13 protein-coding genes are annotated in these 13,101 nt (G+C 54.0%); 4 read left to right on the forward strand and 9 right to left on the reverse strand.

Translation table 11 applies throughout. The features are described 5' to 3' along the window. Positions 1–215, forward strand: a 215-nt coding sequence (locus tag M4I36_RS16220) for a hypothetical protein (protein WP_258112805.1), incomplete at its 5' end; no start/stop codon positions are given. A 47-nt stretch (positions 216–262) separates the two neighbouring features. Here the strand turns inward: M4I36_RS16220 and M4I36_RS16225 are convergent. Continuing rightward, positions 263–1,243, reverse strand: coding sequence for an aldo/keto reductase (locus tag M4I36_RS16225; protein ID WP_258112806.1), 981 nt, complete (start codon positions 1,241–1,243; stop codon positions 263–265). Positions 1,244–1,412: 169 nt separating this feature from the next. On the opposite strand from M4I36_RS16225, the gene M4I36_RS16230 reads away from it, so the two are divergent. Further along, positions 1,413–2,837: a WD40/YVTN/BNR-like repeat-containing protein gene (locus tag M4I36_RS16230; RefSeq protein WP_258112807.1), complete on the forward strand. Its 1,425-nt coding sequence runs from the start codon at positions 1,413–1,415 to the stop codon at positions 2,835–2,837. 82 nt (positions 2,838–2,919) lie between these two features. Here M4I36_RS16230 and M4I36_RS16235 read toward each other — a convergent pair whose 3' ends face one another. From M4I36_RS16235 to M4I36_RS16245, 3 genes are all read right to left on the reverse strand, one after another. Continuing rightward, positions 2,920–3,648 (reverse strand): MgtC/SapB family protein, encoded by a 729-nt coding sequence (locus M4I36_RS16235; protein WP_258112808.1) that lies wholly within the window; start codon positions 3,646–3,648, stop codon positions 2,920–2,922. Positions 3,649–3,880: 232 nt separating this feature from the next. Continuing rightward, complete coding sequence (gene arsC / locus M4I36_RS16240) at positions 3,881–4,315, reverse strand: arsenate reductase (thioredoxin) (protein ID WP_258112809.1); 435 nt, start codon at positions 4,313–4,315, stop codon at positions 3,881–3,883. Positions 4,316–4,466: 151 nt separating this feature from the next. Then, the gene (locus M4I36_RS16245) at positions 4,467–5,090 is read right to left on the reverse strand and encodes a class I SAM-dependent methyltransferase (protein WP_258112810.1); all 624 of its coding nucleotides are present in this window, start codon (positions 5,088–5,090) and stop codon (positions 4,467–4,469) included. Between the two features lie 258 nt (positions 5,091–5,348). Here M4I36_RS16245 and M4I36_RS16250 point away from each other — a divergent pair, with 258 nt between their 5' ends. Together M4I36_RS16250 and M4I36_RS16255 are read left to right on the forward strand one after the other, a co-directional pair. After that, positions 5,349–5,933 carry a sterol desaturase family protein gene (locus M4I36_RS16250; protein ID WP_258112889.1) on the forward strand — a complete coding sequence of 195 codons (585 nt, stop codon included), beginning with the start codon at positions 5,349–5,351 and terminating at the stop codon, positions 5,931–5,933. 31 nt (positions 5,934–5,964) lie between these two features. Beyond that, positions 5,965–6,516 carry a glycerol-3-phosphate responsive antiterminator gene (locus M4I36_RS16255; protein WP_258112811.1) on the forward strand — a complete coding sequence of 184 codons (552 nt, stop codon included), beginning with the start codon at positions 5,965–5,967 and terminating at the stop codon, positions 6,514–6,516. 108 nt (positions 6,517–6,624) lie between these two features. Here M4I36_RS16255 and M4I36_RS16260 read toward each other — a convergent pair whose 3' ends face one another. The 5 genes from M4I36_RS16260 to M4I36_RS16280 form a co-directional block, all read right to left on the reverse strand. Beyond that, positions 6,625–7,212: a DUF2231 domain-containing protein gene (locus M4I36_RS16260; protein WP_258112812.1), complete on the reverse strand. Its 588-nt coding sequence runs from the start codon at positions 7,210–7,212 to the stop codon at positions 6,625–6,627. A 141-nt stretch (positions 7,213–7,353) separates the two neighbouring features. Beyond that, a complete protein-coding gene (locus M4I36_RS16265) occupies positions 7,354–9,636 on the reverse strand; it encodes an FUSC family protein (protein WP_258112813.1) in 2,283 nt (760 codons plus the stop codon). Continuing rightward, a complete protein-coding gene (locus M4I36_RS16270; RefSeq protein ID WP_258112814.1) occupies positions 9,633–11,066 on the reverse strand; it encodes a VWA domain-containing protein in 1,434 nt (477 codons plus the stop codon). The genes M4I36_RS16265 and M4I36_RS16270 overlap by 4 nt, the downstream gene beginning before the upstream one ends. Further along, the gene (locus M4I36_RS16275; RefSeq protein ID WP_258112815.1) at positions 11,048–11,974 is read right to left on the reverse strand and encodes an AAA family ATPase; all 927 of its coding nucleotides are present in this window, start codon (positions 11,972–11,974) and stop codon (positions 11,048–11,050) included. Before M4I36_RS16275 ends, M4I36_RS16270 begins: the two co-directional genes overlap by 19 nt. A gap of 115 nt (positions 11,975–12,089) precedes the next feature. Continuing rightward, positions 12,090–12,959, reverse strand: a complete 870-nt coding sequence (locus M4I36_RS16280) for an SDR family oxidoreductase (RefSeq protein ID WP_258112816.1) — start codon at positions 12,957–12,959, stop codon at positions 12,090–12,092. Between the last annotated feature and the right edge of the window lie 142 nt (positions 12,960–13,101).

Raw genomic sequence — 13,101 nt, forward strand, 5'->3', positions numbered from 1 at the left:
AGGCGTTCGAGGCGTTCGAGGCGTTCGAGGCGTTCGAGGCGTTCGAGGCGTTCGAGGCGTTCGAGGCGTTCGAGGCGTTCGAGGCGATTGATGCGATTGATGCGATTGAGGCGTTTGAGGCGTTTGAGGCGTTTGAGGCGTTTGAGGCGTTTGATGCGAATACCTTGCCATATCAAAAACAGAAACCTGGTAGCTTATGGCTTCCAGGTTTCTGATTCTTGCTCCCGTTTGGGCACGTATTCAACCGCAGTTTGAATCTCCTCTACGGCATCGCGTTGCCGCGCGCTGAGATAAGCAAGTCATACCATTCCTCACGAGTCAGAGATACCTTTTCGGCATCGCGACACGCTTCAATGCGAGCGGGGTTGCGAGTCCCGATAACCGGTTGAATATGTGCCGGGTGACGCATCAGCCAAGCCAGCAAAATCGCTTCCGGAGTGGTGTTTTTCTGCTCCGCATAGTCCGCGATTTTCGCCGCAGTTACGTGAACCGCATGATTCTCCTTGTCTATGGGCCGGCCAGTATATAGTCCCTGCGCTAAAGGACCCCACGCTTGTAACTGAATATCCTCGGTCCGGCAGTATTCAATAGTTCCTTCAGGGAAGTAGTCACGAAGTGAGGTGTCTTGATTGATGTTGACCACAGAATCCGCAAAACTGTGGCGGTATAAACTCATCTCCATTTGATTGACGACAATCGGCATGTCGAGATAGGATTGCAGAAAATCCATTTGGGAGGCGCTCATGTTGGAGACTCCAAAGTGACGAACTTTCCCCTCCGACAGTAAATGGTCGAACGCCTCAGCTACTTCCTCAGGTTCCATGAGAATATCCGGACGGTGGAGCAGCAAAATGTCTAGTGTTTCTATGCCGAGTCGCGAGAGGATACCGTCGACGCAATCGAGAATATAGTCTTTTGAGTAGTCGAAGCGCGTAAAGGGTGCGAGTTCATCAGCAAAACGGATGCCGCATTTCGATTGTAAAATTATTTGGTCGCGCAAGTGCTTGCGTTCTTTGAGCACTTCTCCGAAGACTTGTTCTGCTTTTCCCGATTTATAAATATTGGCATGGTCAAACATATTGATGCCGATGGCGAGTGCCGCTTCGACAGCAGCGTGAGCTTCCTTGACGTCCTCGGCGGTGTACTCGGTGCGATTCGACCAGTCAGCTCCGCCTAAGCCCATGCAGCCGTACACTAATTGACTTGCTTCCAAGTCACGCGTGTTCAACGGTATTTTTGTCAACAGAAAGTCCTCCTTCATTGCGTGTCCATTGCACAACAGGTATGAGTCGTAAGAGAGCTTCACCCGTTGCAATAAATGGGCCATGCCCTGTTCTCTCTTCATTGTACATGAGTTGTAGCGCGAATGTTGTGGAATGGTGGAGCAGTGTGCCCCGAAAGGAGTCAGCAGGATGAACTATCGTGCCATGGTCGGCCTGAGTCGGCGTATGACAACTTTTTCGAAATCGGTCCGGTTTCGGCAAAATAGACGGCCAAGAGCACTCTTCTGGGTGGCTGCGGCGGCTGCTTTCAGTACTGTGAGTGGCTGCGCTACCGTGCCGTCAAGCCATGGTCCCGTTCATACGTACGAGATTCATACCAGTACAGAGGGGAGAGTTTCGAGCAAATCCCAAAGTTCTGCTCCTGCGTTGCTGAAGTCAACCGGTCAAGTTGTCTCCGGTTCGATGGCCGTGACGCGCACTTTAGTTCACTTCAGTCCTGTCTCCGTCTCCTTCTCCAGTCCTGAGTTGGGATGGATGATTGGTCAGGGGGAAGTAAAGGAAAACGGACAACATGTCATGGTCAACCAACTGTTGTTGACGGCGGACGGTGGGCGACATTGGGTGCCACGATACCAGACCGAAGGCACGCTCTCAAGCCTTTTTGCTCTAGGGTTTGAAGCTTGGTTCAGACAACAATTCGTCACCGCGAGCGGCAACGAGACGAGCACATTGGTCCATGCGCAGTTGGTCAGCGGCGTTGGTGGCGGAACGCCGTCGACTGGCGGGGGACAGGATGCCGTGAGCGTTAGCACTCCACCGCTTCCAGAGCAGCCAAGTTTAGCGAGTGCCCCGATGAAGTTTATGACTCTGACGCATGCGTCAGTCAGGGGTCTCGACTTTGTGACATCGCGCGTGGGGTATGCCGATTCATCGCCTCGCGAGTTTCGCAATCGTTTGTTGCGGACCGTAAATGGTGGTCAAACTTGGAGCGAGATCCACATGCCCGCCATGGTCGGCGCGGGGATGATTGTCGGTATTTCGTTTTTGACTTCGCGGGACGGATGGATTTTTGAAGCCGGACAGCCCGGCGCTGGCCAGCAGCAAAAAGCAGTCTATGCAACTACAGATGGTGGCCGCACATGGGCCGCTTTGGATAATGTCGATCTCGGTAGTTCCATGGCTGCTGCCGATGCAGCCGGGGTGAGCGGGGGAGGGGGAGCGGGAAACGCAACGGGGACGACCGTGAGTGGAGACAACTTGGGAGGATTGCCAGGGAGCGGATCGACCGAGAGTCAAGAGAGTACGGTGTCTCTCAGTGGGCTGAACTTAGGTGGGTATGCGAAAGGCATTCAATTTCTCAACCGAAGCGCGGGGTGGCTTTGGGAGAGCCGCGGGTTTTTGATGGAGTCGACGAATGGTGGCCGCACTTGGCATGACAATGCTTTGTCTGCACATTCCTGGTTTGAAGTTATGGATGTCAGTTTTGTCAATGGACAAGATGGATTTGCCTTATGCCGAGACCTACAAGACGTTCAAAATTTGTCGTATGTGCTGGAGGAGACTACGAACAGTGGCCGCACTTGGCGAGTTATTCGGCATTGGCCGCTGGTGTAGTGCCATCGGTGTGAATTCGCCGCGTCCGACCGAGTCAACAAGACTCAGGGCAAAGCGATGGTCTGCCCTGAAGTCCGCTACTTTACTGTGCGTCGAGCGCCGTCCAACTGACGGCAGATACGGATGGGTCGAGGCTGAGGCGGCTCACCAATTGCTCCATCGATACGTCGTCTGCTCCCGTTCGCTCAATATCCGCCTCAACTTGAACGACATCACGTCCATCGGCTAAATCTTCGCTGCGCAGGGCATACAATCGCAAGCCAGGAGTTGAGAGTGCCTCCGCCAGCATGACTCGCACACGTGCTTCTTCGGAGGCCTTGCAAACCGTTCGAAAGCGGTACGAGGTGACAATTTCGGCACTTTCTCCTCCGCGGGGGTGATGGTCGAGCACGTGTGCGACAGGCCGTAGGAATATGTTGCCGACAATGACGAACGCTGTTGCTGCAACGGCTTCGAGGTAGAAGTGGTTTCCAGACAACATACCGACGGCTGCAGAGCACCACATCGTCGCGGCTGTATTGATGCCGCGGATGTTGACGCCGTCACGAAGGATAATTCCAGCTCCGAGAAAACCCATGCCGGAAATGATGTAGGCGTCAATCCGAGTGGGGTCGTAGCCCGGAGGACCGGGAATGCGAACGGCGACTCCGACAAACAGAGCAGCACCGAGTGCAACCAGTGCGTTGGTGCGCAGTCCGGCCGTTCGCTGTCGCCATTGTCGCTCCGCTCCGATGGCTGCACCAAGCACGAGTGCGATGGCGGTTGCGATTAAGAAAGCTGTTAGTGAGGTGTTCGGTGTGTATGGATTCATGGTCCTTGCATAGCCATCCTTTTTTAAAGAGTATCAGTCAATGGGCTATTTGTACCATACTTACGACGGAAAGTACCATGGCTACGATTAAATATCCTCTCATGACGCCAAAGAAGCGCCCCCCTGTACATTCTTCGTCCGGTCGGTGCGTCAAGGAACGAAGGCGAGGAGGGTCTCGCCGTGTCAGCATGGACAGAAATGGACGGGTGAAGCTCTGCGCTCATGGTAACGGCTACTCTATTCGCTGCTCCAATTCGGAAAGAAACTGGTTGACGCGGTCCCGGATGGCATCTCGCACTTCGCGGAACTTGTTGTCGATATCCTGGTCGGTGCCGACGGCCTTTGCAGGGTCTTCAAATCCCCAGTGGAGGCGGCGGACGTGTGGTGGTGTCACGGGACAGCGGTCGTTCGCGTCTCCGCATAAAGTGATGACATAATCTGCTGCGTTGAGAATTTCGGGGTCTATGAGGTCTGACGTGTGTCCGGAAATGTCGACGCCTGCTTCTTTCATGGTGGCCACGGCGCGCGGATTGAGACCGTGCGTCTCGATTCCGGCACTATAAACTGTAACCGTTCCGCCGGACAGTTTCCTTGCCCAACCTTCCGCCATTTGGCTGCGGCACGAATTTCCGGTACAGAGGAAGTACAATAGGGGTTTCTCCGGCATAGTGGGTACCTCCTTAGGGCGTCTCGCATTATAATTCAGTCCATTATAATATAATCATATTATAATTAATAAGGCAATGAAGAACCCACTGTAACAGTAAATTTTATAAAATTACATAATTTACAATAAAACTAACATTGAACAACCTTTCTTAGGGATGATCGGAGTGTTCCACCACCCAATATCCGTAGAAAATGGTTGTCTGTAGAATGGTGTTTTCCCAACCCTGTGCGAAGTGATAGGTAAGCGGGCGTAGCGAAGAGGCTTCTAGTGCGGCAGCTGTTTCATAAAATGTCCAGAAGAACATCTGGATATTTGCCAATCCAGCTGTCGCATCAATACTTCGCGCATCGTGAAAAGGCAACCCGGTTCGGCGCTCGCTGACAGTAAAGTAGAAGCGTCCACCGTCTGCAAGAACGGCCGCTATATTGCCGATGACTTCGGTCAAATCCTCGCAAAAATCAAAGCATCCGCTGGCTAAGACTACGTCGAATTTTCCTAATTCTGTAGGTAGTGGATGGTGAAAGTCATGGACTAAGTACGTACCTGATGGCCGCGATTGGCGTGCCGCATCGATCATCGCCGGCGATAGATCGATGCCGACGACATCTACGTCCATTGGCAGTCCACTGGTAAAGTGTCCTGGGCCACAACCGACATCGAGTACCCGTTTCCCGGCCTGGACGTTCTCTGCGAGAAATTCCTCTAAGTATGGCAAAAAGTGAGCCAAAGGTCTGGAAGCATCAGCGTATATCGAGGCAACTTGATTGAACATTTTTGCCACGCCTTCTTAATCGTTGCGCAATGGATTCACTAGCCTTACTCCCCCGCTCATGATGATACATGTTTTCCCTGTCATGATGTATTATAGAGCAAAGTGTTCTATTCTTTCTATCGGTTCTGTTACTTTCCTTATACAGTTGCGCCTTAGGAGACACTTTGAACATCGCGAGGTGGTCTTGTGCAGAAACTGCGACAAGAACCGAGACAAGCGTATTGGCGGGAATTTCTTACGTTTCCTCACATTGCCGGTATGGTGGGACTGTTTGCACTCAGCTTTGTTTGGACTCTCTGGAATGCCACAAAGTGGTTTGAGTGGATTTCGTTGCTCATCGGCATAGCGACTTATGGCGTCTCTGAGTATGCGACACATCGCTTTTTGTTCCATATGCAGCCGCCCAAGCGTATCTGGATGCGGCGCCTCGTCGAGCGCCTGCATTATCATCATCACGAAGATCCCACGAACCTCCACTTACTCTTTCTGCCGCTGTGGTATACAATTCCGAACTTCTTGATAGCTGGAGCGATTTGTTATGCGGTCACGGGTCGGTTTGTGGAGGTCAACGCGTTTTTGACGGGTGTCATGGGGTACTTACTGGTCTATGAATGGACGCATTACGTCGCACATCGTCCCATTGTGCCGCGAACACCGTGGGGGCGCTGGATGAAAAAAGTGCACTTGTGGCATCACTTCAAGAATGAACACTATTGGTTTGGCGTGACCAATCCAGGGATGGATTTTCTCTTAGGAACGTTTGAAGACGAGCGGTCCGTCCCGAAAAGCACTTCCGTTCGAAAGCTGTACGCGGAGGAAAGCGTTGAAACCGACGGAAGGTAGCGCGGGAGCGGGGCATAGCGGGGGATGACAAGTGCACTTTGACGGGCAGAAAGTGATTCCGGCAGCCCGAACCGTGAAAGACTTCGAAGAATTATTAGCAGCGCGTGAGCAGACGCTCATCTTGTTGAATGCGCATTTGGCTCAAATTCCGCGTTTGGTTCATATGGCGCACCAGAGCCAAAAGAAGGTTTTTCTTCATGCTGACTTTGTTCAGGGACTGAAGCAGGATGAGGCAGGGGCACAATTTCTCTGTCAGGTTGTAAGGCCGGATGGTATCATCTCGACCCACTCCAATGTGGTGGTGACAGCGCGAAAACACCGTGTCACGGCCATTCAGCGCATTTTTCTCCTTGATTCGCATTCCCTAGAAACGAGTTACCGTGTGCTTCAAGCATCACAGCCAGACTATATTGAGGTTTTGCCGGGTCTTTTGCCAGAGGTACTGAGAGAAGTAGCAAAGAGGTCTGGCATTCCTATGATTGCTGGAGGATTTATTAAATCTGCAGAAGATGTGGCCACAGTTTTGAATGCAGGTGCCGTGGCAGTGACCACGTCGACCAAATCCCTGTGGTCATTCGCATAAAAAATAAATGACCGTTGGGCGCATTCGCTCTTCCCAAATCAACATGGGAAGAGCGAATCTGTATGTGTACTCGGCCAACGGAGACATGGTTTAGCGCCCATGTCAAAATTACGCCCGCACCCGCAAGGTTTGCTGCAGTGGCTGACGGAAAGTCGATGGAGTGCCCGCTCCATAATGATAGACCATGGTGCCGCCGAGATGCCCGGTGATGGAGACCATGATGACGGCAATCAGAACGAGGAGTGTGGACAGCCAGGTTGGCCTACCTCTCCCGCGCCCGAACAAGGTCCAACGCTCTTTGTCGCGTTTATTGAAGTCTGGGTACCGTGTGAAGCTCCGGACGAGCACGGCTAGAATGGCGGCGAGAATGGTAATGACCGCGTCGAGCTGGTGTTCTGACAGCACTTTTGCGGCGGCTGGGGTGAAGCGGACATACTGCTCGGAGATGACGCCAGCTGCAGCGGCTGCAATACAGGCAAAGACCGAGAGAAAGACGACCCAGTAGCCAGCGCGATCGTAAAAACGTGTTTCCGACGGAGGCAAAATAATGCGCAAAATTTCAATCAGCAGCGCGAGGAAGAGCAGCGCAATTGGAAAGTGAACAATCATGGGATGAATCGTTGCCGGGAACACATGCAGTCCAAAATGAATCCATGCTCCGAGCAGTGCAGACCAAATGGATTTCAGAAAACTCACGAAAACACCTCGTTTTGTCAAATAGACTTGGACCGAGGACCCGTCAAGATGTGACATACATCACCGCGTCCCGGATAAGTATCTTTACCCACCCCTGTGGAACAACCTCTCGCACTATTGTCTCTATTTCATTTCGCGGTTTCAAGGGATATATTTGGAAGACGACGGAGAGGTGCTCGGGAGAAAGATGGGATGCTCATTCGACTTGTGCAGCGGCATCATGCGGAGTGAGGTGGCCACACTGGCATTCAGGCGCAAGGCAATCATGCGCAGTTGACCATCCATGATGGAAGAAATGTCGCGCTGCTTACCGTCATTCAAGTGTTCGCGCAGTTCGTTCAGAAAATTGCTAGGCATAGCATGAGGTAGAGAATCTGTTGCGGACAATAGGTGCTCCAGAGTTTCCATCTGTCTCGCAGCATCCCGCAAGCAGCGCAAGAAGGTGGCTGAATCGCTGGCAAGCTCAGTCGGTCTTTGAGGTTGCGATATGTATTGGTCCAAAGCCAGCAGTGCGTCGGTCGCGCGATGCTGTGCTGTCAATATCCCGAGGACGGCATGAGCATCGTACCGTTCTGCCTTCGGTTCGCTCTGCGCCTGATGGAGGGTGGCCGCCGCGTTGGTTCGAGTCAATCGAACGCTGCGACGTTTGTCCGCAATTTGTTTCTCGAGGGGGCTGCCTAGGACGGTCGCACTGTCGTTGATGGCATCCACAGCAGACAGCAATATTTCTAGATATCTGCGCTCTGACTGGACGAATTTTGCTAAGGTTCGCGGGATGTTTCGCTCTTGCCAAGTTGGCCAGAGGATGTATGCGACCAAAGCGATGCCGGCGCCAATCAGGGTATTCAGCAATCGGTCCCTGATGGCTATTGCAGGTGTCATGTGTTCAAAGAAGGAGAGGAGTACGACTACCTCACCGGTGACGAAGATACTGAAGACGCCGTAGTTGTACTGAATGAACGCATACATGGCGATGGCAAACGCGACGATGAGTATCATCGGCAAGATAAATCCGTGATGGGGAATGGCCAGCAACAGGGAGGTGGCGATAACCCCGATAACGGTTCCTAAAATGCGGGACAGTCCTCGGCCAATGGTAGAAAAAAAGTCCGGCTTGAGAACGAGCAGGGCAGTCATGGGGACCCAGTAGCCGCGCGGCAGAGGGATGAGTCGATAGAGTACGACAGCAACGCCGAGCGTTATGCCTAGACGCAACGCATGGCGAAACGCAGGTGAATCCAAAGTCGCATTGGCGCGAAGCGTGGTCAGACGAATTTGAATGGGCTGCCAACGTCCGTCCGGTCTAGCACTGGTCGGACGTGGTTCAGAGATGGTGTCTTGCAGATGCTCCAGGACACGCGCAAGAATGTTCAGGAATGCTTTCACGGAGTTTGTAGTATCGGCTAAGTTGGGTGACTCGGATGCGCTGAAACCGTTGGTGGTTGTGACCGAAGACACAGGCACGCCAAGCTCCGCGAGACGCACGATGAGTTGGTCCAAATGCTGGAACCCAGCACTGGAAGCGGTGCTCCAGGCGTCCGAATATTCCAGTTGACGCGCGACCCCATCAAAAATTTGGCCGAGCGTGCGAAACATTGTGTCGTGCGCGGACGCAGGCGCCGCCTCGATACCAACGAATGGTGCCATGTTGGTTCCTTCGGCTGGCGGTTTTGAAGGAAAATTCGCTCCTTTGGTCTGTAGACTGAGAGCGACCAGCGTATTGCGTAACTGTTCTGCTTCGTTCAACAGACGCCGCAGCCGAATCCACAAATGCCCTGGCAACCACGAGTCGGCAAGAGCAGCGTCGGCCAGTTGGAAGGCTTGAGATACAGCGAGATCGGCCTTGCGAGTCCGTTGGCGAGCAAAGGTAGCCATACTGGCATAGACGCGTTCGACGAGAATGCGCTCCTCCGGGCGACGGTCAAACCGGGAAAAGACGAAGAGTAGCAACGTCTGAAACAATCCGCCAGCCAGAACCAATCCCATTTGCTCCAGCGAATGGAGCGGATTGGCGGGGAATGCCGTGAAGATGACCAACGCGACGCTCGCCAATACGCCAATCTGTGCGGCCTCAGGGCTGATACTGACCATCCAACCAGCGAGGAACCCGCTCAGCACGGTCAAGACGATGGCGGCTATGAGGAAATGACCTAAGGAAGTGCCGACAAAGGTTGCAACAGACATCCAAATGCTCGACAAGAGCATGGTTCGAATGCGCTTGCGCGTGGTTCCCGATGTCCCCGAGAAGCCGACGACGAGCGCGCCGACTGCTGGTGCAATCGCCAGCAACTCTTGATGGACGAGGAGCCCGAGAAGGAGCGGGACGGCCACGCCGCAGGCATTTTGCAGGCCTGCCTGAACGTGAATTTGTGACTTGCCCCGTGTCGTGATGGTTGCCAAGATGCGATTGGTTTTGCCGATCATGGCGCAGTCACCGTCCTCGCTGGGTCTTCTCTTAAAAGGGCTTCCAGGAGTGGTGGGAGTGCGTCCGGGGATTGGCAGAGAACGATGGAATCGCTCGTGTCCGCGAGGAGTCCGAAGCGAGCTACCTTTTGCAGCCATGGCGTCAGAAGAGCGTCTCCCTCCTCGCGGAGTGCTTCCGGAAGGTCCTCTGCACAGGCCGCAGCTTCTTCAACGAGTGCGGGATTGGGCGTGGCCACCACGATGCGTTTGACGGTTTCGGATATCGTTCGCAAGCTCGTCACCGTCTGTTGCCAGGCTGATTGACTGAGTTGAAATCCGCCGTCGGTTATGAGCAGAAATACGGTGTTTTGGTCGAAGACTCCGTCGGCAATCATTTCTGCGAGTGCTTCGCCCAGGTTTGTGCCGTACTCCCAAGAAGAAGCAGAGCGCCTCAACCGTTCATATTGATGGCGAAACGATTCGTCTGCGGGCAGTGGCCCGAGGTGCGTGGGCGTATCGGAAAAAACATAGTTGTCGACGTCAGCCACGTCGGTCAGCACATTCAAAAGGAAGAGCACGGTGGCGACGTATTTGCCCATGGACCCGGACACATCGCCGAGACAGACGACGTTTTGGAGGCGGACGGGCTCCTCGGAGAGCGCTTTGCCTGGACGATAGTAGAATCGCTCAAACACTCCGCCGTGCAGGGCCATGGACCGGATGCTACGGCGAGCGTCGACATATTTGCGCCGCGCTCCCTGCGTCGACGGCAGACGTTGGATTTCGCGGCTGGTAAAGTCGCGTATCCACCATTTCAACTCTCGTTTCTGCTGCTCGATTTGTCCGTCTGTCCACCGGTCCATCTCTCGTGCTTTGCCGAAGTTGGACCATGCGTCGCTGCGAGGAGTCTTCGCACGTGGAAGGTCTTGCCCTCGAGCCGTTTCCGCAAGATGCCGCGAAAACATAGTTTCCAGCACGGAGTCGAGCGACGTGACCTCCAGTTCTGCGAGTTCACGGGCAATCTCGGTCCGGACCGGATCGATACTTGCAGGTTTTTCCACACTGGTGCGCGATTCACGAGAGGGTCCCGAGCAGTCGGCGTTTGCGGGGCCTCCTCGCTTTTCGGTCTCTCCCGTGGCTGGAGTCTCATCGCTTCCCGCATTCGCCATGCTGCGCTGGAGGCTCCGGTCTATTTCGTCATCTTCCAAATGATGGTTGGCTTCTCGCTCTGACTCCTTCCATCGCATCCATTCCGATTCGCTCAGTTCAGGCATGTTTGGCTCGCCGTTGTCGGAACGGCGATGAGTGGCGTTTCGCCGGTCCATCGCTATCAGCTTGTCTATGCGGGCATCGAGCGAGCCCCAGAGAAGTCGGCGTCTTGACAACAGCGGTCGCCACATCTGGCGAGAGGTATCGGCGAGGGAGTTCCAGTTTAGTCGAAAGTGAGCCACTCCTGCATCGCCTCCCAACCGTCCTTCTCGTCGCTCTCGTATTTGAGGAGCAGCCCCAGCGTACTTCGAAGCGCCGTCCAGGTCAGATGTCCGTCGGTTTCCAGCATCAATGCGCGCGTCCAGTCCAGCGCCTCGCCAATCGACGGTGGCTTTCGCAAGTCTTCTTGGCGCAGTCGTTGGACCAAATATGCTATCCGATCCGCCATTGCTCGCGGAACTCCTGTTTTGGCCTGCAAAATGGTGGAGACCTCCGACTCCGGAGGAAAGCGTAAGTCCATCCATGCTACGCGGCGCATCATCGCAATATCCAGCGGCCGATACTCGTTGCTCGTGAGAAAAACATAAATTGGCGCTTTGGCAGACAGGACGTTGTCTGCATCAACTAAGTCGTGCACGACCAACTCGCGCTTGTCGAGAAATCGAAGAAAGAAGTTGGAGGTGTTTTCGTTCAATTTGTCCACTTCGTCGACTCGAACCACGACTGGCCTTTCCGAAGTCACGGCGGTCAGCAAGGGTGTCCGATTGAGGTAAGCTGTGGTGAATAAGTCACCATGATTGCGCCCAGTCTGAGCATCGACCATCTGCTTAAATCCGTTCCATGACACACCGATGTCCATCGCCTCTAACTGGCTATGACACTCAATGTCAACGAATTCCGCTTCCAGCACCCGCGCGAGTTGCTCGGGCAATTCGGATTTGCCAACGCCAGGTTCACCGCGCAATCCGACGGGTTTGTTGAGACTGAGGTAGGTGACGAGCTTCCGGCAGGACTCTTCAGGTAAAAAGTATCTGCGTTGTATCAATTCTTTGCGCAAGGTTTCTGCACTGTAGGTCCAACGCGTTCGGACCTCGTCTCGTAGCCGGTCTTTGGCTTCTTGGAATGCGGATGTTTCTGTGCTTTTCGACATGCCTGCACCTCTCACGGAGACGGTCGTTCGTCCTCTGCCCAAGATGTGTCCATGAGCGGAACGCGTTGCCTTCACGTTTTCCTCTCATTATAGCGAAATGCGCACGTCCTTTGGGCTACGAGGACGTAGAAGCTCCACCGTTGACGTGAAGAATTTGTCCCGTCATGTACGAGCTGTCGTCACAAGCGAGATAGACGTAAGCAGGCGCGAGTTCACAGGGTTGTCCAGCGCGCCCAAGGGGTGTATCGCTGCCAAAGGAGGAGACGGTCTTGGCATCAAAAGTCGAGGGGATGAGGGGTGTCCAAATTGGCCCAGGCGCTACCGCGTTGACGCGAATACCTTGCCCCGCTAGTGACTTGGCGAGTGAGCGAGTGAAGGTAACGACCGCACCTTTGGTCGCCGAGTAGTCGATGAGTTCGGGATGTCCTTCATAAGCGGTGACCGAAGTCGTGTTAATCACGCTGGAACCTTGGCTCAAATGCGGCAGTGCGGCCCGACTCAGGTGAAACATCGCAAAAATATTGGTGCGAAACGTCTTTTCTAGTTGATCCGCCGTGATATTCAGCAAACTTTGTTGTGGGTGCTGCTCGGCAGCATTGTTGACGACAATATCGAGTTTGCCGAATTGCTGGAGCGCCGCCTGAACGAGTTCACTGCAAAATGTCGTCTCTCCGACGTCGCCTCGAAGGAGATGGCAACGGCGTCCCAGTGTTTCTACGCCTCGCTTGGTCTCAATGGCATCTTCATCTTCTGTCAGGTACGCAATGCAGACATCGGCACCCTCTGCGGCGAATGCTACTGCGACCGCGCGGCCAATGCCGCTGTCTCCACCCGTGATGATGGCCACTTTGCCGATGAGTTTACCGCCTGGGCGGAAGTTGGCACGAATCGTCACCGGGCGGGGATTCATGGCGGATTCGATGCCGGGTTGCGTTGTTTGATGTTGAGCAGGGAAGGAACTTGGAAAAGCAAGGTCAGTTGTCATCTACGGCACCTCCGGGGGTGGGCATTCTTAAAGAGCGTTTCCTCTTAAGCATGTCCGACTGCTCTGAAATGTTACTCAAACCAAGAGATGAGCGGAGTTATCGTCAGTCCAAAGCGCGGTGCACGAGGTCATGCGGTTGAAG

The organism is Alicyclobacillus sp. SP_1 (genome assembly GCF_024706985.1).
GTDB lineage: Bacteria > Bacillota > Bacilli > Alicyclobacillales > Alicyclobacillaceae > Alicyclobacillus_I.

What these genes read in the sequence shown, in the direction of transcription:
- M4I36_RS16230 (WP_258112807.1), top strand. Translation starts at nt 1,413, where the DNA reads ATGAACTATCGTGCCATGGTCGGCCTGAGTCGGCGTATGACAACTTTT.
- M4I36_RS16235 (WP_258112808.1), bottom strand. Translation starts at nt 3,648, where the DNA reads ATGAATCCATACACACCGAACACCTCACTAACAGCTTTCTTAATCGCA.
- arsC (WP_258112809.1), bottom strand. Translation starts at nt 4,315, where the DNA reads ATGCCGGAGAAACCCCTATTGTACTTCCTCTGTACCGGAAATTCGTGC.
- M4I36_RS16245 (WP_258112810.1), bottom strand. Translation starts at nt 5,090, where the DNA reads ATGTTCAATCAAGTTGCCTCGATATACGCTGATGCTTCCAGACCTTTG.
- M4I36_RS16250 (WP_258112889.1), top strand. Translation starts at nt 5,349, where the DNA reads ATGGTGGGACTGTTTGCACTCAGCTTTGTTTGGACTCTCTGGAATGCC.
- M4I36_RS16265 (WP_258112813.1), bottom strand. Translation starts at nt 9,636, where the DNA reads ATGATCGGCAAAACCAATCGCATCTTGGCAACCATCACGACACGGGGC.
- M4I36_RS16275 (WP_258112815.1), bottom strand. Translation starts at nt 11,974, where the DNA reads ATGTCGAAAAGCACAGAAACATCCGCATTCCAAGAAGCCAAAGACCGG.
- M4I36_RS16280 (WP_258112816.1), bottom strand. Translation starts at nt 12,959, where the DNA reads ATGACAACTGACCTTGCTTTTCCAAGTTCCTTCCCTGCTCAACATCAA.